General features: G+C 56.1%; 18 protein-coding genes and 1 tRNA gene. 10 read left to right on the plus strand and 9 right to left on the minus strand.

The window, feature by feature from the left end; translation table 11 throughout:
- Positions 1 to 6: 6 nt before the first annotated feature.
- Positions 7 to 96 (plus strand) — tRNA-Ser (locus tag H8K04_10960).
- A 184-nt stretch (positions 97 to 280) separates the two neighbouring features.
- On the opposite strand, the gene H8K04_10965 is transcribed toward H8K04_10960, so the two are convergent.
- A complete protein-coding gene (locus H8K04_10965; GenBank protein UVT14377.1) occupies positions 281 to 1,837 on the minus strand; it encodes a DUF2779 domain-containing protein in 1,557 nt (518 codons plus the stop codon).
- Positions 1,838 to 1,904: 67 nt separating this feature from the next.
- Here H8K04_10965 and H8K04_10970 point away from each other — a divergent pair, with 67 nt between their 5' ends.
- Positions 1,905 to 3,230, plus strand: coding sequence for an MATE family efflux transporter (locus tag H8K04_10970; GenBank protein ID UVT14378.1), 1,326 nt, complete (start codon positions 1,905 to 1,907; stop codon positions 3,228 to 3,230).
- A gap of 45 nt (positions 3,231 to 3,275) precedes the next feature.
- Here H8K04_10970 and H8K04_10975 read toward each other — a convergent pair whose 3' ends face one another.
- From H8K04_10975 to H8K04_11005, 7 genes are all read right to left on the minus strand, one after another.
- Positions 3,276 to 3,929 (minus strand): carbonic anhydrase, encoded by a 654-nt coding sequence (locus H8K04_10975; GenBank protein ID UVT14379.1) that lies wholly within the window; start codon positions 3,927 to 3,929, stop codon positions 3,276 to 3,278.
- 140 nt (positions 3,930 to 4,069) lie between these two features.
- Positions 4,070 to 6,352 carry a bifunctional SulP family inorganic anion transporter/carbonic anhydrase gene (locus H8K04_10980; protein ID UVT14380.1) on the minus strand — a complete coding sequence of 761 codons (2,283 nt, stop codon included), beginning with the start codon at positions 6,350 to 6,352 and terminating at the stop codon, positions 4,070 to 4,072.
- 122 nt (positions 6,353 to 6,474) lie between these two features.
- Positions 6,475 to 7,083: a hypothetical protein gene (locus H8K04_10985; GenBank protein ID UVT14381.1), complete on the minus strand. Its 609-nt coding sequence runs from the start codon at positions 7,081 to 7,083 to the stop codon at positions 6,475 to 6,477.
- 148 nt (positions 7,084 to 7,231) lie between these two features.
- Entirely contained in the window at positions 7,232 to 7,843 is a 612-nt protein-coding gene (locus H8K04_10990) for a hypothetical protein (protein ID UVT14382.1), read from the minus strand.
- Between the two features lie 516 nt (positions 7,844 to 8,359).
- A complete protein-coding gene (locus tag H8K04_10995; GenBank protein ID UVT14383.1) occupies positions 8,360 to 8,674 on the minus strand; it encodes a hypothetical protein in 315 nt (104 codons plus the stop codon).
- A gap of 612 nt (positions 8,675 to 9,286) precedes the next feature.
- Positions 9,287 to 9,634: a hypothetical protein gene (locus H8K04_11000; protein ID UVT14384.1), complete on the minus strand. Its 348-nt coding sequence runs from the start codon at positions 9,632 to 9,634 to the stop codon at positions 9,287 to 9,289.
- 65 nt (positions 9,635 to 9,699) lie between these two features.
- Entirely contained in the window at positions 9,700 to 11,055 is a 1,356-nt protein-coding gene (locus tag H8K04_11005; GenBank protein UVT14385.1) for a 2-dehydropantoate 2-reductase, read from the minus strand.
- Between the two features lie 91 nt (positions 11,056 to 11,146).
- Between H8K04_11005 and H8K04_11010 the strand changes: the two genes are divergently transcribed.
- Positions 11,147 to 11,881 (plus strand): NAD-dependent deacylase, encoded by a 735-nt coding sequence (locus H8K04_11010; GenBank protein ID UVT14386.1) that lies wholly within the window; start codon positions 11,147 to 11,149, stop codon positions 11,879 to 11,881.
- On the opposite strand, the gene H8K04_11015 is transcribed toward H8K04_11010, so the two are convergent.
- Positions 11,861 to 12,586: an HAD-IA family hydrolase gene (locus H8K04_11015; GenBank protein UVT14387.1), complete on the minus strand. Its 726-nt coding sequence runs from the start codon at positions 12,584 to 12,586 to the stop codon at positions 11,861 to 11,863. The genes H8K04_11010 and H8K04_11015 overlap by 21 nt on opposite strands.
- Positions 12,587 to 12,728: 142 nt before the next feature.
- Here H8K04_11015 and H8K04_11020 point away from each other — a divergent pair, with 142 nt between their 5' ends.
- The 7 genes from H8K04_11020 (at position 12,729) to dnaK (ending at position 22,098) form a co-directional block, all read left to right on the plus strand.
- The gene (locus H8K04_11020; GenBank protein ID UVT14388.1) at positions 12,729 to 13,880 is read left to right on the plus strand and encodes a response regulator; all 1,152 of its coding nucleotides are present in this window, start codon (positions 12,729 to 12,731) and stop codon (positions 13,878 to 13,880) included.
- A 259-nt stretch (positions 13,881 to 14,139) separates the two neighbouring features.
- Complete coding sequence (locus H8K04_11025) at positions 14,140 to 16,911, plus strand: valine--tRNA ligase (protein UVT14389.1); 2,772 nt, start codon at positions 14,140 to 14,142, stop codon at positions 16,909 to 16,911.
- 3 nt (positions 16,912 to 16,914) lie between these two features.
- Positions 16,915 to 17,796 carry a carboxylating nicotinate-nucleotide diphosphorylase gene (gene nadC / locus H8K04_11030; protein ID UVT14390.1) on the plus strand — a complete coding sequence of 294 codons (882 nt, stop codon included), beginning with the start codon at positions 16,915 to 16,917 and terminating at the stop codon, positions 17,794 to 17,796.
- An 81-nt stretch (positions 17,797 to 17,877) separates the two neighbouring features.
- Positions 17,878 to 18,639 carry a biotin--[acetyl-CoA-carboxylase] ligase gene (locus H8K04_11035; protein UVT14391.1) on the plus strand — a complete coding sequence of 254 codons (762 nt, stop codon included), beginning with the start codon at positions 17,878 to 17,880 and terminating at the stop codon, positions 18,637 to 18,639.
- Positions 18,640 to 18,673: 34 nt separating this feature from the next.
- Entirely contained in the window at positions 18,674 to 19,462 is a 789-nt protein-coding gene (locus H8K04_11040; protein ID UVT17956.1) for a type III pantothenate kinase, read from the plus strand.
- A gap of 90 nt (positions 19,463 to 19,552) precedes the next feature.
- Entirely contained in the window at positions 19,553 to 20,137 is a 585-nt protein-coding gene (grpE, locus tag H8K04_11045; GenBank protein ID UVT14392.1) for a nucleotide exchange factor GrpE, read from the plus strand.
- A 41-nt stretch (positions 20,138 to 20,178) separates the two neighbouring features.
- On the plus strand, positions 20,179 to 22,098 hold the full coding sequence (gene dnaK / locus H8K04_11050) for a molecular chaperone DnaK (GenBank protein ID UVT14393.1): 1,920 nt from the start codon (positions 20,179 to 20,181) through the stop codon (positions 22,096 to 22,098).
- Positions 22,099 to 22,165 lie beyond the last annotated feature (67 nt).

Below are 22,165 nucleotides of genomic sequence, written 5' to 3' on the forward strand. Positions count from 1 at the left end.
CATACCGGAGAGGTGCGAGAGCGGCCGAATCGGGCAGTCTCGAAAACTGCTGTCGAGGTAACTCGACCGTGGGTTCGAATCCCACCCTCTCCGCCATACCACACTTCGTGTGTACCGCCGGCTCACCAGGCGCAGCCTCTCTTCATTGTCGCCGGCGGATAAGCACCTCTAGTGTTGGGCTTCCGCGTGGGGAGCATACGAGGGGGCTGGTCCCCACTGTAAGAGCATGAGCAACCCAGCGAACAAGACTTCGAATGCCCACATTCTCCGACATAGGGTCTCAAGACGAACGACTCGTCTTGAGACCTTGTGGCGAGATCACACCATTGGCCTTCCGGTCCAGTACTCTCCGCAATTCCACCATCGCCAAGGTATCTCTCGCGCAGTACCGTAACAGAGCGTCCTGGATCGCAGCCCGTTCCACCCAGTCAGTTTTGAGAAACACCATCTGATAGTATTGAGCAGCTGCCTGCCCTCCTTCTCGAATCGTGAGGTCGTCATACCCCAGGGATGGCACGACCGCCGGCAACACAGATTTAATCGAGTACGATCCGTTGAAGGCGGGATGATAATAGTGGCTCTTGATGACGGGAAGCAGGTCCCAGAGCCGCTTCACAATCGCGTTGAACGCCGACTTGAACTCAGGAAAGGTCTCCACAAGTTGGCGTATGACGGCTTCCTCATAGGCTGAGTACACGACGATACTGCCTTTTTCGCCCAGCGATTCGATCAACGCCTCAGCCCAACGCCTGCGAGGCTCCGACGCCTCGATGTGAAGAAACTCCTGGTGCGACACTTCGCCGGATTCCAACTCGATGTGATTGGACCATTGAACAGGAATAGGCTGATACGGCCGGGTCGAGGGAAACCGTGGTGCCGCCAACATGACGGTCTCAATATCCACGTGATGCACAGGATATCTCACCGAACGAAGGATCTGTCGCAAGTTCAATGAGATCCATTCGACATTGTCTTTGACCCTTCGTTGGGCATCCGACAGTTTTATTCCATCCGGAATTTCGTCGATTGTCGTGATGCCCCGTTGCACAAGCTGGCTCACTATCTCCTTTTTCCCCGGCAAGTAATGGATCCAGCGCGGCGGTTTCTCTCGCGTGCAATGAGACCAGAAGGGACAGTCATAGGGAGTGTGACAATGCTGAGCAGGCTCGATCACCGGTGCCTGCGGCGCCGACAAGACGGCTTTCATTGCAGCCAACTTCTCCGGAACCTGTCCTCGCCGATGTGTCACGGCTTCTGATACATCTTCAATCGCAAACAGCGCCCGCAGATCAATCTCTCCGCCTTTGTAGAGGTATCGTGTATCGATATGCATGAGGCCTACGGCCTCAAGTTTCACTCCGGCGCCTTGTACAACATAGCTTTGAACGGATAGGTCGTCGAGGTGGACCTCTTTCACTCTTGTCGATGACTTCACTTCAATCAAACGCCAGGATGGCGAGACCTGCTCATCCGTTGGCATCCGCTCTAAAACATCAACCCGCACAACCACCCCGTCATATTCGAACGCTCCTTCGAAAATGGCCGTGACGGAAGGATCTTGAAGCAGGGCTGCGGTCTCTGCGATCGCCGTTTGTCGCTGACGGTATCCCGCCTTCACCAGTACACCGCCGTGAAAACGCGCCTGTGCGAGGATGCCGATTTCGGTCCCCATATCCAGGATCGCTTGGGTCGACGCATCCGGCGGCGCCGCTAATTCAGGATGATGAATTTCCAGGTACACCCGCTTGTGACATTGCAACCCTGAAAGAAATTTCGATTTCGACAAGCGAGGGGGTGCCGGAGCATCGGATGATCTGTTGCGAGAATCTGCCAGCATGACGTTCACAGCCCGGTCAATGAATTCTCAATAGGTGAGCTGAAGAATTCTGTTAGGATAACGTCCCATGGCCAAAAGTGTCACCCAGATCAGACGGTCCGTGATGGTCCTAGCATTCCCCGTCACCGTCAGCAGTCTCCTTCAACGGGCCGAGGGTATTGTAGCAGTATTCTTGGTCGGTGGCCTGGGCGCGACCTCGATCGCAGCGGTTGGGTTAGGCCAGCTTCTGGCCTTTGTCGCGACGACCCTGGTCTCGGGAATTTCGGTGGGCACGAATGTCATCGTCGCGCAGCTGTGGGGGGCCAGACGTCGGCAGGACGCGGGGGAAGCCGCGCGGCATTTCCTCTGGCTTTCGTTCGGTGCGTCGTTGGTTCTGGCGGGCCTTGGGATGGCCGGCAATGGATTCGTGATGCAACAACTGGGTGCGGAGCCGGCCGTCATCGAGCTGGCCCTCCCCTATTCTACGCTCATCTTTCTTGTGATCCCGTGCACCGTCCTCATACAAGTCTTGTCATCAATTCTCCAGGGCACGGGCGATACGCGCACCCCGATGTTCGCGATGATCGGCGTCAACATTCTCCATGTCATGGTCGCCTATCCACTCATCTATGGACGATGGGGAATTCCTCCGCTGGGTCTCAAGGGCGCAGCCATCGCGGTCGGCCTCGCGGAAGCGACAGGTACCCTCTACCTGTTGTTGCGGTGTCGCCCCATCTTGAAATCATCTTCGGCATTCCGTCTCGACCTGATCCGATCGATTTGGAATGTTGGAGCGTCGGTTTCCGGCGAACGGATCGTCCAGCAGGCAGGAATTTTCATCTACACCAAGTTGGTCTTGCTGTACGGCACCGTCGCCTATGCCGCCCACCAAGTCGGCTTGTCGATTGAATCACTCTCATTTTTGCCCGGGTACGGACTCGCCATCGCCGCCGCGACGATGGTCGGGCAAAGCATCGGAGCGGGGAAGTACGCAAGAGCCAAGCTGGAGAACTGGGAGGCCAATCGGATCGCCATTGTCCTGATGGCCGGCATGGGGATCATTTTCTTCTTTTTTCCGTATGCGCTGCTTCGTGCGTTCACGACCGATGAGGCGGTGATCGAGCTTGGGACCATGTTCTTGAAGATCGTCGCTTTATTACAAGTGCCGTTGGCGCTCACCATGGTCTTGGCCGGATCGTTGCGCGGCGCAGGTGACACCCGATTCATCATGGGCGCCACTGTGATTGGTATGTGGGGAGTTCGTGTGCCGTTGGCGCTGATCGCCGCCCTCTGGATGCGTCAGTCGGTCCTGTATATCTGGGTGGCAATGATTGCGGACTGGACCGTGCGGATGGGATTGTTGCTCTGGCGATATCAATCGGAACGTTGGCGGCAAATTCAGGTGATTCGGTAAAGGATGATGCGAGGACTCGTTCCATCATCTTTGCCGCATGGCCTATCAAGACTTATCGGCAAAGGCCTCGCGAGGCGCGGCCTTTTCGTACAGCGAGTCAAACTCCTGCGACTGGAAGTCATAGACCCATATATCCCCGGTTGAAATGGAATACACCCACCCATGGAGATCCACTTTCCCTCTACGTAGTTGAAGGGCTACCGACGGATGTGTGCGAAGATGCTCCAGTTGGGCACGGACGTTCTCTTGGGTCGTCTTGATGAGACGATTATTGCCGTCGATATCCGCATACATCTCCTGCATCAATCGTCTGGTGGTCTCAGCCTGCCCCATCCATTCTTTGACCGCCGGCAAGTTCTGTACGTCATCCGGACGCAATAGGGCCTTCATAACACCGCAATCCGTATGGCCGCAGACAATGATGTGCGGCACCTTCAACACCGCCATCGCGTATTCGATTGTCGCAGTCGTACCGCCCTGCATCGACCCATACGGGGGCACAATGTTCCCGGCATTTCTCAAGATAAACAACTCACCCGGGTCCGCCTGTGTCAGAAGTGTGGGGTCGACCCGCGAATCGGAACAGGTAATGAAGAGTGCCCGAGGAGCCTGACTTTGAGACAGACGAGTGAACAGTGCTTTCTTATTTCCGAACACCTCACTGCGAAACTTCAAGAAGCCTTTGACAAGCTTTTCCATGATCGAACCTCATTCTTGTCGCCAACCGATCGCGATAAGTCATCACCACAATGGTCAGAGATGCCAGCCTCCGTTAAGACCGTGATCAGCGCCCAAATTCGCGCTCGCCTTCTCACCGTCGACCCCGCGCAGAACGCACATCAGCGATAGTTATCCAAGGTTCGATGCGACATCGGCAGTACGTGTTCTTCGCTCTCACACGCCTCATCCGGCAAGAATTCAACTCCTCCCGTAACGACGTCGTACATCGCGCCAACGATCGTGAGCCGTTTCGTACTCATCAGACCATCGATCGTTTCACTTCCCTCCCGCAGTTGTTCAACGACTCGCGCAACATTCCGACGGGCAACGACATCGACGAACGCGGCGGTCTCCTCGATGGGTTGCCCAGGCTCAGCCGAGCCTGTCGCTTGGTCGACCGCGTGCTGAAGATTGCTGACGATGTAATCGAAATGTGCGCATCCGATCGCTTCGATCGCCGTTTGCGAGGAACCGAGGAGTTTGACGGCCTCCGTGACGGCACCGCATCGTGTATGCCCCATGACAAGAATCAGTTTCGCTCCGGCTACTGCGCAGCCGTATTCCGCGCTGGCAATCACCGTTCGGCTTGCAATGTTGCCGGCGATACGGACACTGAAGATATCGCCCATACCCAAGTCAAACACTCGCTCTGCCGGCGTCGGAGAATCGATGCAACTGAGGACGACGGCCAACGGATGCTGCGCCTCTGCCGTCGCCCGGACTTGCCGGTTGAAATCCCGCGTCAGCCGCCGCCCGGTACGGGCTCGTTCATGGCCGTCCTTTAGAATTTGCAGAACCTGGAGCGGCGTGATGGTGTCTTGGAGTTCGCGGGTTGAATAATCCACATACTGAATCTGGTCCTCAAAGTTGTATTCATTCCGAAAGCCGACGAGACTGACTTCGACACCGCGAGCAGGCCCCGTTTGTTCCTTGAAATCTCGGATCAAATCCAGGATGTCCGGATCGATGTAGTCGGTGCTCCGCGCGTCAAGCAGAACACGGCCGTTGCGGGGAACTTCATCCAACACTTTTGCAAGGGCGGCGCGATTCAGGAAGCTCACCTGATTCGCCAATTTGATGTGCACCACGTCACCACCCAAATGCTTCTCGACGAAGCGGTGTACCGGCCGGCGCATGTTGCTGTTCAGGATGAAACCGATCGCCACAACAAGCCCGATCACGATCCCAATCAGGAGGTCGGTAAACACAATCGCCACCACCGTGATTGCGAACGGGACAAATTGGTTACGGCCCTCGTTCCACATTTGCTTGATCAAAGCAGGGCTTGCCAGTTTGATACCGGTCATCAGCAAGATGGCCGCCAGGCAAGATAACGGAATAGCGTTCAACCATGTGGGTATGAGAGGAACGCTGATCAACAGCAAGATGCCATGCATAATCCCGGACAGTTTTGTTTTTCCCCCGGCGTTGACGTTGACGGATCCGCGGATGACCACGGACGTGACCGGGAGTCCGCCGACCAGTCCACAAGCCATATTTCCGATACCCTGAGCCAATAGTTCCTGGCTCGGCGGCGAGGTCCGTTGCTGCGAGTCCAGTCGATCGACTGCCTGCAGATTCAGCAAGGTTTCAAGGGAGGCCACGACGGCAAGGGTCATACCCGCGATATAGATCGCGGGATTCCCCCATTGCGAGAAGTCCGGTCGCGGAAGAAGCCCGAAGAGTTCGCCTAAGTCGCTCGCAACCGGTACTTGAACCAAATGACTCGCCTTAATAAGCCAGGGATCGCCGAGTTGCTCGAACCACCACGCCACTCCGATCCCGAAGAGGACCACCGCGACGGGAGCGGGGAAAACTGACTTCTTCAGCGGCTTCCACTTATCCCAGAGCACGAGCAGCGCAATGGATCCAAGCCCGATCATGGCGGAGCCCCACTGAAAATCCCCGAACATACGGAAAAGTTCCGTAAATGTCGTTTCGAGATTCGGTTGAAAGAAGGCCATTTCTCCTTCAGGGTTTGGATCATGGCCGACAAGATGCGGAATTTGCTTCAAGACGATGATTACACCGATCGCGGCCAACAACCCTTTGATCACGCTGGACGGAACGAACGCGGCGATGAATCCTCCCTTGGCCACACCGAGGACAAGTTGGATCATCCCGGCAAGAATCACGGCCATGAGAAAAGCGGAAAATGACCCGAGTGATAGGATTTGGGCGGCAACAACGGCCGTTAAACCGGCGGCCGGTCCGCTCACACTGGTGTGTGATCCGCTGAAAATCCCCACCACGATGCCGCCGATAATCCCGGCCAACAATCCGGACACCAGGGGCGCGCCGGAAGCGAGGGCAATCCCCAGGCATAACGGCAAGGCCACAAAGAACACAACGAGGCCTGCTTTGGCGTCAGCTGCGAGGGTGCTCAACGGTATGCCGTTCATTGCGGATATGGGATCGTCTCTTCTCTTGACCGCATTCGACTTGCAACTCTACCGTTGCCAATATGAGAGCCGGCTCGACATGTATCTCAGTCGGTCCTTTGCGAGTGATTCCCGAGCGATCATCAGAATCGGCTGGACCATCTCGTGTGGAAATGCAACTTCACCAATCGCTTCACAGGCGATTCAAGCGGAGCAACCAGAGTCGGGCAGCCCTTTGCTTGGAGTATATTTCCAAAATGCTCCGGATCGACCTGTTGCTCATTGGAAACGTGCCGCGTAATCCAGCCTGAGAAGAAGCCGGTATGCATCTCAAGCTCCCATGTCCCGAGCGAAGTGCACTCCCGCGAACTAATGGTGAACGTCGTCGGGAGCAAGACGTGCCATATGCCGCGGAGACTCTCGAAGCTGATGTCAGTGACACGGTAAGAACCAGCTGGAAGCTTCATCACGAATTGGCCGTCGATCGGAATATGGGAAATTAGAAAGCGTTTTCCGTGCGCCTCATCTTCGACCCACCATTTCATAATTCCCGGCCACTTCAGACCGGTTGACTGGTCCTTTCCATTCCGAGTCAGATGAATCGTGCCGAATAATAATCCCTGATTCTCATCTGCTATCGAAACCTCCGAAGGCGCTAGCGGCTTGATGACGGTGGTACAGCCAAACAAAAAGCTCGCAGATAGGAGAAGGGCGCTTGCAAGGAAGCCCTGGCGAAGAATTGAATAACTCATTTTAAACCTCCTTTTCCAAGGAAGCCGCGCCGAAGAATTGAATGACTCATTCTATAACCCTCCTTTGAATTTCGGGAATGGGGGGCGGACTTGCGACATCCACCCCCCGGCACATATTGTTGCGCGACAACATGCTCCGCTTTGCAAGTCAGTCAGAATAGTCCAATCCTGACCCCCTGTTTTGAAAGGCCAACTTGCTTCTCATAGCCGAATCAAGCGGAACACCCAATGAAGAACAGTCTCTCGCAGCAAGAGCCTGCTGCAGTTCATCCTGCGAAAGTTCGAGATCCTCAAGGACGTGTCCCGTTATCCACCCCGTGAAAACTTTTGTCTCTCTCTGAAGCTCCCAAATCCCCAATGATGTACATTCTCGTGGCTGGATGTGAAATGTGGTAGGGAGCGCTGCGTGCCATATCCCCATTAGGCTGTCGAAGCTGATACCTTTGACGCGATATGACCCGGCCGGCAGCTTCAGCACAAATGGGCCATCCGTAGGAAGATCGGCGACCACGATGCGTTTTCCCTTTGTTTCTTCCTCCAACGTCCATCTCATACCCTGCGGTGGCTGGATTCCTTCCGTCCGGTCGGTTCCAAACCACGTCAGTCGCATATTTCCGAATAACAAGCCGTGGCTCCCATCCGTCGATACAGTGGCTGAATCCGATAGAGGTGCGACGACCGTCGCGCAACCGGATGCGAGCCCGCCGAGAAAGAGAACGCTCGCTAGAATGAGGCTCTGACGAAAAATTAGGCAGTTCATACAGATCCCTCCCTCTTTGACGCACACATGAAGATTTTCTTTCAGATGCGTTGCGCCGTGTTGCAGCAATCAGACTCAGCATTGCTTGGCGGCCCGATGTGAGCCTCAAGCGGCATGTCTCTTGATGCAATGGCGCCAAGAAGATCGGCTAGACAGCGGGAGGACGAAACACGGATGTCAGTAAGATCGGAAGTTGAAGTATACCACGGTATTCGGTGAGCAGATGCAGGAGACTAGGCCTGACCGGCCTAGGTAATGACGGGAGAACCGAAGAATCTTCAGACACAGACTCCGTCAGGGTGTCGGAAGAGTCAAGCAGACCTAGGAACGTCACCGGCATTCCAAGCATCTGCGTGACCACACAGACACAGAGAATTAAGACTAGACAGACCAGTCCGGACCCAGCGTAAGTGGAATGAAACGTATGTACGCCCATGGTTCTCATTGAAGCAATTTGCTGCCTATGCGGAGTCGATACGGAGGAAAAGGTGCCTCTCCTCCGTATCTCCCGAAAGATCAACGGTTCATCGGCATCATGTAATCATGTGCAGAGCATTTGTCCATTTCTTTCGGAATTCCATCTAGCCCGGCCATGAGCCAATCCGGACTCCTCTGATCGCCTGTTACCATTGAACCCGCTAGACAGGCCGCTGACCAATCCGCCTCCTCGATCTCCACGATTCTCTGATCGCCCGACACCTCCATAACCACACTGTTTTTAACTTGGCCGGTCATGAGATCAGTGTTCGCCAATGCGCTTGATGCGGCAAGCAACCCGATCGCCGCCGTGATGGACAACAATCCTTTCGTCTTCATCGTAATCAGTGTCATGTTTCCCTTCTTTTCCAGAATTGAGCGCGTGGTAACACGCATCAACCGGTTCGTTCAGAATATTCCAGGAGTCCGGCGCGCCACGTTCCGCACAGTAGTCCTCAGCGATGAGGCGGCGAACAAGACGCGCAGAGTCAGTTCGAACGGATGCTAGGCTTGGGGAGGGTGAAAGACCGACGTCACAAAGACAGGTAAATTGATCGAGGCCTGTACATCAGTATGTGGACCCCGCACGTGTGCAGCTCTAGGTCTGGGCACCGTCGGCGGAAAAGAAAAATCTTCAGATACGGACTCCAGAAATACGTCGGACGATGGTGTCATCAGGCTGAATAACGTGACCGGCATCCCGAGCATCTGGGCCAACACACAGATACACAGAAAGAGGACCACACATCCCGAACCCATCATCCGATGCGCAGCTTTCATTGGATTCCCAGTATTCATAGCTTCGAACATCACAATTTCACTATACCGCGACTTCTAGAAGGACGCAAGGTGACGGCATGACTTGCTATGCTCAATGCGGCCATACCGCGTATCCTATTCGCCCAGGCTGTCTTTATTTGTCCACCATCAAAGAGAAGAGTGTCCCTGAATCTCTGGTGAAACAATTCAGGTCATTCGTCGATCAGACCAAGCATAGGCCGCACCAAAACAGAGACCGGCCACCGCCGCCTGGATGAATGCGTCTTCCGCATGAATGGCAATAGACCACCAAAGAATGGCAGCGATGAGACCTGCTGCTCCTCCGAGAAGAATCTTGCCGCCAGCAAGTCTGAGCCAATCCGTGAACACTACCCAAGTGGTCATATACACCGCCCCGGCGGCAATCGCTGCCCAAAGATGCATGAGATCACGTTTAAAAAACCAAACTTGGATCGCTCCCGCGATCGCGCCGAGAATGATGCCTGTAATCGCTTTTTTCACCAACACGGAATAGTGAAACGTGATATCGGCCAATCCATCCCCCACGCTAAAACGTAAAGGTCTGTGCTTCGGTTATCATGAAGATCGGCTTACCGGCTTCAGTCGGGCTGTGCGGCCGGCGGGCAAGTTGTTTGCCTTGTATCGCGCCCGGGTCCTTCAGTGATTTCAATTCGGGCGACGCCTTTGACATTGGCGCAGCGATCGCCAAGCCCCGGTGTCACGAGCCGAAACGGGCCGCCCTTGGCTTCCGGTAAGGCTGTTCCATCCAGTTCATACACCAACACCCCATATTCCTTTGCCTGCTGTAGTGTGAGACAGGCCGAGTACGTCCCGTCCGCTGCATGAAACGCCACGTGATCTGCCCCGATGGACAACGCCGGAATATCCAGCAGCCCGCTCAAACGGATCCCCCGACCCTTCATACCCGGCATGACCGTCGACATATCCACGTGATGCTCGGCCGATAATGAAGCCATCGTCGCATGATCGAAGGATAGCGGCTGCACAACAGCCCCATCGATGGTCACGATGCCGGTACCGGTCCGATCCTTGTCGGTCATCGCTTGGATCATTGCCGTGAGCGCCTCATTCACGGGAACCGGAATGCCGAGCTTGCGCCCTTGCTCCACGATAAATCCGTTCAAATACTCAATCTCCGTCGGTCGCCCCGCTTTCCAATCGTCATACATGGAGGTATGGATGTCGCGAATCTCCTGTGAGGCCTTCACGACCCGTTCAGCCATGTCCGAGGGCAGGGGCACTTTGAGCGTCGCCGCAACGGCCGCCACTTCTCCGACGATCTGCCGGATGACGCCCATCATCTCGGAATGGTCAAGCGCTTTGGCCACTCTGTCGTTCATCAGCACAGTCATGGGATTGAACACGCAATTCCAGCACATCTTCTCCCATTTGGCGCGGCGGATATCCTTCGACAACTGACAGGGAATGCCGGCTGATGCAAAAAGATCGCGGATTTTGAGAAGCCGACCGCTCTCATATCCCATCAGTTCGCCGATGGCCACCGCCCCTTTCTTATAGTGATCAATGACCCCAGGCGCGGAAATCTTCGAATAGATATAGGCCACTCCGCCGACGACGCCATCGCGATTGATTCGAGCAATGAGCCGGTCTTCGGTATCGACACCGTTCTGCAAGGTAAGAATCACCGTGTGTTCGGTGAGCGCAGGCGCAAGTTGCCCCATGACTTCATCAAGATCGTACGCTTTGACGCCGAGGATGATGAGATCGGGACGCGGCAGCTCCCGCACATCCGACGCCGCCTTCGGTCGGACCGTGAACGATCCATTCGTGCTCCGAATCGTCAATCCGTTTTGGCGGACGGCTGTGAGCGTGTTTGGCCGGAGAAGGAATGCGACATCCGGATTGTTCTTGGCCAAGTGGGCTCCAAAAAACCCTCCCACGGACCCGGCTCCGACGATCAAGATCTGTTTCATTGGCGATCCTCATTCCATTGCATATCAAGCGGGCGTACTATAGCATGCCGCTCCACAGCGACACAGTAACCTTATCCCTCCGTTGACATGTATGTCTCGTGGATCGAATCTCACACTCTTGAAGGAACAGCTTTCCTCCGCCGCATCGATTACTGTGTTGACCGGCGCGGGCATTTCCGCTGATAGCGGTGTGCCGACCTTTCGCGGCACGGACGGCTTGTGGCGCAACTTTCGAGCCGAGGATCTCGCAACACCGGAAGCTTTTGAGCGTGATCCCCGACTCGTCTGGGAGTGGTACAACTGGCGACGCGAACTGGTCGCCGCAAAACTGCCGAATGCGGCTCACAACGCAGTCGTTGAGCTCGAGCGGCGCTGCTCGGACTTTTGGCTGATCACTCAGAACGTGGACGGGTTGCATCGGGACGCGGGCTCACAGAAACTCACCGAGATTCATGGCAACATCTGGAAAGTTCGTTGCACAGATTGCGGCGCGGTGGACGACAACCGCGACGTGCCCATTGCCATTTTGCCTACGTGTCGGCGTTGCGGGTCGTTGCTCCGCCCACACATCGTCTGGTTCGGCGAATCCCTGCTTGCCGCGGACATCGAGCAATGCTCTACGGTGCTCCGAAACTGCGATGTCTTGCTCGTCATTGGGACGTCTGGAGTAGTCTATCCTGCGGCAGGATTCGCCTCGATCGCGAAACAGGCCGGCGCGTTCGTCGCCGAAATCAATCTCGATTCCACGCCACAATCAGCGCTGGTCGATCTGTCGCTGCACGGCCGCGCAAAAGAGATCATGCCGTTATTGCTCGAGCCGCTGTAAGAGTGGAAGTACTTCGTCCAGGCTCGTGATGGTCTGAATATCCGGTTGCTGCTGCCTTCTTTCACGATCCAACAAGACGGCGTGTATCCCCGCTTTCCTCGCACCTTCCACATCGTCTCTGAGACTGTCCCCGACATGCAGAGCTTCATCAGGATCGGCTGCGTGTTTCTCCAGCGCGACGTGAAAGATTCGAGGAGCAGGTTTTGCCGCGTGAGTCAGGCTTGAAATCGTCACTGTGTCGAATGCCTCGGCAATCCCTAGTCCACGCATCACGGCAAATAGACGCGAATCAAAATTCGAGATGATTCCGATCTCCAGATCCAGCTCCTTGAGTTTCGCTAAGGTTGACGCTGTTTCCGGAAACAAGCACCAGGACCGGTGATCTTCAAACGCGCGAAAGACCTGATCGAAGAACTCGTCGAAGCGCTCGAACATCCCCACACGATAAAAGACGTTATGAACGATATCGAACCACCAGAGCCGTTCACTGTGTTTGATCTGTGCCGGGTCGGTGACGGCGAATACCGGCGGTGGGGCTTCGCGGAACGCTCGGCCAAACGCCTGTGTGATCGCCGCCGGGGAATCGGCTTTCTGGCGAAACCCAAACTCAACCGCGTGTCGGAGATAGATCTCCGCGACAGACCCACGCACATGAAACAGTGTGTCGGCGGCATCAAAAAACACAACTCGTATCGAGCGGCTCACAGTCGGTCTACCATGATCTCAGCCAGCACTCTCTTTCGTCCTGAAATACACCGTGAATACAAGTACATATCGAGCGTTTTCTTGACAAAGGATACCCCCCTTGCTAGCTTCGAAGAAACTAAAAAAGTAGGGGGAATGTGTCATGCCTTCGCCGATCTTCGTTGTCGACAGCAGCCCCGCGGTCAGACGAATGGTGGAACAGATCTCAGCTCCGGAAGGGTTTGAGGTCGTTGGGTTTCACGACGGACCGGCTGCCCTCGAAGCGGCTCGGCGAAGCAGCCCTGTGCTTATCATCGCCGACTACCACCTCGACAACATGACATTTTCGGGGTTCTGCAAAGAGATCAATAAGCTCGACAATCTCACCGAAACGTTCCTTGTGTCGTTGATTAACCCGGCGGATCGTCCTGACGAAAATCATCTCCGTACCTTAGGGGTCAAGGCATTTCTCAAGAAACCATTTCAATCCGAAGACCTGCTCGAAGTCCTCAAATCTCTGCAGCAAAAACCGGTGGGTGCCTCCAACGGCAAAGGCCTCACACGGCGGGCCTGGCCTCCGACATCAACCTCGACCGACATCGATGACGAGGTCGCGAGCGACCATTTGACGGGTGACGACGGGCAGGAAGAACCTGTTCTGAACGAGCGGGCCGCCACACCGCTGGCATCAATGGCATCACCGGCTTCCCATGCCGGGCCGGAAGACGCGATGAAGGGTTTCTTCGATCAGCTCGTGCAATCGATGACCAAACGGAGCGAGCAGGCGCTTGCCGATCTGCTGCCCAAAATGATCGACGAGAAACTCGCAACCCATGTTCGGCCTATCGTACAGAAAGAGTTGCAGGCTCAGCTCGGAAACATTCTCTCTCAGGAATACCTCGCGACCCTTATTCAACCTCTCGTCTCTCAGGCATTGCCATCGCTCATTAGAAAAGAACTTGCGGCCAGCGAACCGATCATTCGGCAAGCCGTCTCCGATGTGGCCAAACCCTCCATCGGAGAAAGTGTCGATCGGCTGGTACGAGAAGAGGTCGAGTCCGGTGTCCGTCAGCACTTACCCGCCGTTGTGCAGGAACAGGTGGGAACGATCAATCAGCTGGTCAAGGATGAGCTTCGACAGGCAGTGGAGAAACAGGCCCCATTGCTGGCTGACGACTTGGTGCGAGCCGCCGCCGAACAAACTGTCGAGCGGGCCGTTCAGCGAATCGTACCTGACATCGCCGAGCAGCACATCAAGGCGGAACTCAAGCGTCTGATCGATACCGAAGAACCCTCACACCCGTCTAAGCGCTAGCTTTCTTGCCCCGCTTCCCTCGCCGAGCCTTGGCCAGGGATTTCATCCGCTTGACGTTCTTTCGATGTTTCTTTCTCGTTTTCCGATCCTTCTCACGACCTCGTGCCATGGTCCTCCCTACAGTAGTTGAATTGATCACCAATCAGCGGGCGACTGTATAGCACATGCCTCCGCAGGTCACAAGCTGCGACTCGCGCCATTTTCTGTGTGAGACAGACATGCTAAGATGCCGACCTGACGTTTGGACTCCGATGGAACGATGACAATACGCCAACTCGACAAGACGTATGATCCGAAGGCCGTAGAAGACCGCTGGTCTCAGGAGTGGCTCACACACGGATACTTCCACGCTGCGTTGGAACAACCGGGGCAGCCGTATTGCATCGTGATTCCTCCACCCAACGTCACCGGATCACTTCATGTCGGTCACGCGCTCAACCATTCGCTGCAGGATATCCTGATCAGATGGCGGCGCATGCAGGGACAGAATACCCTCTGGCTTCCTGGAACCGATCACGCCGGTATTGCAACCCAGAATGTCGTGGAAAAACAGCTCGCAGCCGAAGGGCTGTCACGAGAAGCTCTGGGACGAGAACGGTTTATCGAACGAGTCTGGCAATGGAAGGCCACCTCCGGCGACACCATTGTCAGACAGCAGAAACGACTCGGCGAATCCTGCGATTGGGCTCGTCAGCGCTTCACGATGGATGAAGGGCTCTCGAAGGCAGTCCTCGAAGTCTTTGTGCGTCTTTACGAGGATGGCTTGATCTATCGCGGCGAGCGCCTCATCAACTGGTGTCCTCGCTGCCTGACCGCGCTCTCGGATATTGAGGTCGAGCATGAGGACGTCAAGGGCAGACTCTATTCGATCGAGTATCCGCTCGCCGATGATCCTGGTACCCGACTGACCGTCGCCACCACACGCCCGGAAACTCTGCTTGGCGACACGGCCGTCGCCGTTCATCCTGAAGACGACCGCTACAATCGCCTGATCGGCAGACAGATCAATCTGCCGCTCACCGGCAGGACGATTCCCGTCGTCGGCGATGCCATCCTCGTTGACCGCGAATTCGGCACCGGCGCCGTGAAAATTACGCCCGCTCACGACTTCAACGATTATGAAGCCGGCGAACGCCATCACTTGCCGCGGCTTCCAATCCTCGATCATCAGGCGCTGCTCGATACCTCCGGAATGCAAAAGGCTGGCGTCGACCGCGCCGTCATCGACACCCTTCAGGGGCTCCCGGTCGCCAAAGCGCGCCACAAGGTTGCGGAGCTGCTCAAGGAGCGTGGGCTCCTTGCGAAGGTCGAAGACCATAAGCTATCGGTTGGGAAATGCTACCGCTGCAAGACGGTGGTGGAGCCTTATCTGTCGCCGCAGTGGTTCGTGAAGATCAAGCCGCTGGCCATCCCGGCGATCGATGCTGTCGAGACCGGTAAGATTCGGATCATCCCCGAAGGTTGGATCAACAACTATCTTGGCTGGATGCGAGACATCAAAGATTGGTGTATCTCACGGCAGATTTGGTGGGGACACCAGATTCCAGCTTGGTACTGCCTCGCCTGTAACGCACAGCATATCGCCCGCACCACCCATCCGAGCCCCCAGGCAGGCCAATCTATTTCGCGTACAACGATTCTGCCAAGCGCCACACCCATCGTCGCGAAGTCCGCACCGGCGCGATGTCCGGCCTGCGGAGGATCGGAGTTTCTCCGGGACCCCGATGTCTTGGATACGTGGTTCTCCTCCGGTCTTTGGCCCTTCTCCACACTCGGATGGCCCGAGCAGACGCCGGAACTCAAGACCTACTATCCGACCTCGACCCTGGTGACGAGTTTCGACATTCTGTTTTTCTGGGTCGCCCGCATGATCATGTTCGGACTCAAGTTCATGGGCGATGTCCCCTTCCGCGACGTCTATATTCATGCTCTGGTGCGCGACGCCGAAGGGCAGAAGATGAGTAAATCCAAAGGCAACGTCATCGATCCGTTGCATGTCATGGAGCAGTTCGGGACCGATGCGCTCCGATTCACCCTGGCTTCCATGGCCTCACCCGGCCGGGACATCAAACTCGCCGAAGAACGCATCGAGGGGTATCGCAATTTCGCCAATAAGATCTGGAACGCCGCACGGTTCGCCCACATGTATCTCGACGGCCCAAAGGCTTCCTGTTCGCCGACCGATCGTCCGTTTCCCGACCGCTGGATCGTCAGCCGTCTCAACCAGGCGATTCAAACCGTGACGTTCGAACTGGAGGCCTATCGATTCGATCGTGCGGCCAATGCCTTGTACCAATTCATTTGGCACGAATACTGTGATTGGTATCTCGAGCTCATAAAGCCGGTCCTGCAAGATCCCGCGCATCCGCTAGGTCCGGTGACCAGACAGACCCTGCAGGACACGCTCGACATTTGGCTTCGTCTGCTCCATCCCTTCATGCCGTTCATCTCGGAAGAGATCTGGCAGACTCTTCCGCACAGCGGCGAGACGATCGTCACGCAACCCTACCCGACCGCTCGGGCGTCCCAACATGACGCAGCAGCCGAAGCCGCCTTCGGTCTGCTCGAACAGAGCATCGGTCTCATGCGCACCGCCCGTGTGCTCCTGAATTATCCACCGGGCAAAGAGGTGCGGTTCTTTGTGACGCATGAAGAAGCCGCCGCGCTCGCGACACTTGCTTCGCTGGAGCAAAACCTCGCGCATCTGGGCCGCGGCCAGGTCTCGCTCGCGCCAGCCTTGCAATGGCCGGCGTCAAAGGTGCTCCGGCTCGTCTCCGGCGGCATCACCGTGGGCGTGTCCGTCGAAGGCGACGTGGATCTCAAGAAAGCGCTCGACCGCCTCGTGAAACAAGTCGGTGAAGCCGACAAGGAAGCCCAGCGGTTGCAGAGCAAACTCAACAATACCGACTTCGTCTCCAAGGCTCCTCCTGATGTAATCGCCGATCACGAAGGTCGTCTACGCGCCCTCGCGCGGGATCGCACCATGTTGACCAGCAGTGAACAGCAATTGCGTCTCATGCTGGGGCAGTGACCCATGGTGAACCTTCCTGCGGCGGAGATTCGCCGTGCCGTGCGTCAAGGGCTCGAAGAAGATCTGGCGCATGGAGATGTGACGACATCCGCAATCTTCTCATCGCCGGTTCCGGCTCAAGCCCAGATCATCGCTCAACAGTCTCTGGTCGTAGCGGGGATGGCGGCAGCGGTTCAGACGTTTCTGATGGTCGATCCTGCCCTGCGATTGTCGGTTTCCAAGCGTGACGGCGACCGGGCGAAGAATGGAGAGCCGCTCCTTCATATCGAGGGAGATGGGCGGTCGATCCTACAGGCCGAGCGGGTTGCCTTGAACTTTCTTCAACATCTGTCCGGCATTGCCACGTTGACGCAACAGTTTTGCCGGGCCGTGCGCGGCTACTCCGTCAGCATTTTGGATACGAGAAAGACCCTTCCGGGCTGGCGCGCGCTTCAGAAATGGGCCGTCTCGCTCGGCGGAGGGCTCAATCACCGGCAATCATTGAGCGACGGCATTCTCATAAAAGATAACCACCTCGCGCTTCTACAGCGCAATCAAAGGCCCGTTGAACGGGCATGCCGATTAGCCCAGGCCCATCGGTCAAACGCCCTGCCGATTATCGTCGAAACAGAGTCGCTCGCGCATGTTCGACAAGCACTTGCAGCAAAACCCGATATCATCCTGCTGGACAATATGACTCCAAGTATGGTGAGACGTGCCGTGGCTTTGATCAAGAAACGGGCGCTTGTGGAAGTATCGGGCGGCATCACCCTCAAGAATATCCGAGCCATGGCCGCGGCCGGCGCCGATCGCATTTCAATCGGAGCGCTCACCCATTCAGCCCCGGCAACGGCAATCAGTCTGGTCTTGACCTTGTCGCAACGATCGCCAATCCGACGCTCCTAATCAATGTCTTATTCCGCCCCCCTCAGTGTTGACGATATCCGCAGCACCCTCGCGACCAAGTCACTTGGTCATTCCCTATACGTGCATCAAGAACTCCCCTCGACCAACGGGGAGGCAAGCGCACTTGCTCAGAGCGGCGCAGCGGACGGCACTGTCGTGGTCGCTGAGAGCCAATCCGGCGGGTACGGCCGACATGGACGGGTCTGGTTCTCCCCACCAGGACTGAACATCTATTGCTCCGTCATCCTACGTGGAGTCGGACAGAGCCTCTCCCTTTCGCAATGGCTGTCCTGGGTGCCGCTTGTCAGCGCGCTCGCCGTCGCCGAAGCCACCCAACAGGCGGCCGGCGTGTCCCTCGCGCTCAAGTGGCCCAATGACCTGCTCTTCCAAGAACGCAAAGTCGGCGGGATTCTCTGCGAAGGGATCTTCCCTTCATCCAACGACCCGGTTGTCGTCATCGGGATCGGACTCAACGTGAACTCGCCGCCGGAGTCTTTTCCAGAAGCCTTACGACCGATTGCCGCATCATTGTTCGAAGCCGCTCAGCGACCGATCGACCGAAATCGCCTCATTGCACAACTGCTGTTGGAGCTTGAACAGTGGCTTGGCGAGCTTCGATCCCATGGGCCTGTCCGGCTGCGACAGGCCTATACCACTCGCTGCACCACACTGGGACGCCAGGTGCGGGTCCTTTTCAGAGACGATCAGGAGATCAGCGGCACGGCGGAAGCAATTTCTGCCGATGGGGCGTTGCAAGTAAGAACCTCGTCACCTCCATCTCGGTCACAACCGATGCCCCTCATCGACGTGCGCGCAGCGGATGTGTTTCATCTGAGAGAGTAGCGAAAGCGGCACCATGCCGAGTAGAATAGGCTCCATGCTATTGGCGATCGACATCGGAAATACCAACATTGTCGGGGGGATTTTTGACGGACCGACTCTGCTGACCCATTGGCGATTGGCGACCGATCCTAAAACCACCGCCGATGAGTACGGCGTCCTCTGCCTCAGCGTCATGGCGCGAAGCGGCCGTGTCCCCGAGCACATCACCGGCGCCATCATTTCCAGCGTCGTTCCCGCCCTCACGGAAACATTCGAATCGATGGTCGAAACATCCTTTCGCTGCACCCCGATCATTGTCTCATCCGAGATGGACACAGGCTTGACGCTGAAGTACTTGAACCCGAAAGAGATCGGCAGCGACCGTATCGTGAATGCGGCCGCGGCCTATCATAAGTTTCGCCGCGATCTCATCATCGTTGATTTCGGCACAGCCACAACGTTTTGTGCCGTCAGTCACCTCGGCGAATATCTCGGAGGCGCAATCGCCCCGGGTCTCTCGATTTCCGCCGATGCCCTTTTTTCCCGGGCTGCAAAACTGAGCAAGGTAGAACTCGCTCGGCCGAAGACCGTCATCGGCATCGATACAGCCGGAAGCATTCAAGCGGGACTCGTATTCGGTTATGCCGGTCTCGTAGATACCCTAGTCCGGCGGATGGAAGAAGAAATGGGCCGTACCTCGTATGTGATCGCCACAGGAGGATTGGCTTCGGTGATCGCTCCGGAAGCGAAGTCAATCCAACATATTGAACCCTTCCTGACCTTGAATGGGCTCGAACTTCTCTCTCGCCGCGCCCGTGGCGCAAGTTTGACGCAGTGGACCTGATTTTCTTCTCATCCGCATCATTTTATTTTCCTTTCACCCGTTGACTTCCCTGACTCCTATGGATATCTCCAGCGCTGTAGAGGCATCAGAATGAACGACGATCAAGACCAAGAAAAAACAAACGCCAATACAATCGATGGTTTAGAAGGCGATTCTTCCGTAAAGGACACGACGAGTTCCTCATTTCAGGACGAGTTGGCCCTGAAGACTGAAGAATGCAAGGCGGCCAACAATAAGTACCTCCGGCTGGCCGCCGAGTTTGAAAACTACAAACGCCTGACACAACGCGACCAGCGTGACCAAATCAGATTCGGGAATGAACAGCTTTTGAAAGAGCTGTTGCCGGTTGTCGACAATATGGAGCGCGCAATCAAGGCGTCTCGGACAAACGGAGGCGATTCGGCCTTAATCCAAGGTGTGGAACTGACACTCAAGCAGCTATCCGGCGTCCTTGCGAAGTTCGGCGTACAGGCGGTAGAAACAACCGGCCAGGAGTTCGACCCAAGCACACATCAAGCAGTCTCTTACGTGCCGTCCAACGACCTGCCGGCCAATAAAGTGTTGGACGAGTTTCAAAAGGGTTATCGGTTACACGATAGAATTCTGAGGGCTGCAATGGTCAGTGTTTCGTCAGGCCCGGCCCATGCACACGAACATGACTCAGCGACGAACTGACCTCATTCAGTCGACCTGGTCGAGAAGGAAGGAGTCCACCAATGGGTAAAGTCATCGGTATCGATCTCGGGACCACCAACTCTTGTGTGGCGATTATGAGTGGCGGAGACCCCGTCGTGATCGCCAACGCCGAAGGGAGCCGGACCACTCCTTCCGTCGTGGCCATCACCGACAAGACTGAACGGCTGGTCGGCCAAATCGCAAAACGGCAAGCAATCACCAATCCGGAAAATACCATCTTCTCGGTGAAGCGCCTGATGGGACGGAAGTTTAAGAGCCGTGAAGTTCAAGAGGCCATGAAACGGCTTCCCTATAAAGTGGTCGAAGCCGATAACGGCGACGCGCACGTGGAATTGCGCGGCAAACGCTATAGCCCACCGGAAATCTCAGCCATGATTCTGCAGAAAATGCGGCAGACGGCCGAAGATTATCTCGGTGAAAAAGTCACCGAAGCCGTCGTCACCGTCCCCGCGTATTTCGACGACAGCCAACGTCAAGCGACAAAAGATGCCGGCCAAATTGCCGGTCTGAACGTTCTCCGCATCATCAACGAACCGACGGCGGCGTCCCTCGCATACGGCCTTGACAAGAAGAAGGATGAACGGATCGCCGTGTACGATTTGGGCGGCGGAACCTTCGACATCTCCGTCCTCGAAATCGGCGAAGGTGTCTTCGAGGTGAAATCCACGAACGGAGATACGTATCTCGGTGGCGACGACTTCGATCAACGCGTGATGGATTGGCTGGTCGACGAGTTCAGGAAAGACCAAGGCATCGATTTGCGGAAAGACCGGATGGCACTCCAACGCCTGAAAGAATCGGCCGAACGGGCCAAAATCGAATTGTCCTCGTCTCAGGAAACGGAAATCAACCTGCCGTTCATCACCGCCGATGCCAGCGGCCCCAAGCATATGGTCACGAAGCTGACCCGGGCGAAACTCGAACAGCTGGTAGACGACTTGGTTCAGCGCACGATCGAACCCTGCCGCAAGGCCTTGTCCGACGCCGGTGTCACCGCCAAGGATATCCAAGAGATCGTGTTGGTCGGCGGCATGACCCGCATGCCCAAGGTGATTCAGGTCGTCAAGGACTTCTTTGGGAAGGAACCGCATCGTGGAGTCAATCCTGACGAGGTCGTAGCCATTGGAGCCGGCATCCAAGGCGGAGTTCTCAAAGGAGAGGTCAAGGACGTTCTGCTCCTCGATGTCACTCCCTTATCATTGGGTATCGAGACGCTGGGCGGCGTGTTCACCAAACTGATCGAGCGCAATACGACCGTTCCAACCAAGAAGAGCCAGGTGTTCTCGACCGCAGCCGATAATCAAACGGCTGTCACCATCCGGGTGTTCCAAGGCGAACGGGAAATGGCCAACGACAACAAGCTTCTTGGGCAGTTCGACTTGGTCGGCATTCCACCGGCGCCTCGCGGCATGCCGCAAATTGAGGTGACATTCGATATCGATGCCAACGGCATCGTGCACGTTTCGGCCAAGGATTTGGCCACTCAAAAAGAGCAATCCATCAAGATCACCGCCTCCAGCGGTCTAAGCAAAGAAGAGGTTGAGAACCTCGTTCGGGATGCCCAGTCGCATACGGAAGACGATAAGAAGCGCCGCAAGTTGGCCGAAGCCAAGAACCAGGCGGATAATCTGGTCTATCAAACAGAAAAAAACATCACGGAATACGGCGACAAAGTTTCCGCTGAGGAGAAGACGAAGATCCAGGACGCCATTGCGGCCGTCAAGAAGGCGCTGGAGGGCACCGATGCCGAGGCCATCGAATCGGCGACTCAGTCGCTCATGACTGCCTCGCATAAATTGGCCGAAGAAATGTACAAGAAAGCCGCTGCATCTCCGGGTCCGCAACCGGGTGCGACGGACGGCGGGAGTACCGAGGGGGCAAAAACCGACGAGAAAGTCGTGGACGCAGAATTTGAAGAAGTAGACAAAGACAAGAAATAGCCTAGAATAGCGCATCAGACAGCCCGAGTTCCCTGCACGTTGGGGAACTCGGCCATTTCCAGACGTT

The organism is Nitrospira sp., assembly GCA_024760525.1.
Lineage (GTDB): Bacteria > Nitrospirota > Nitrospiria > Nitrospirales > Nitrospiraceae > Nitrospira_D.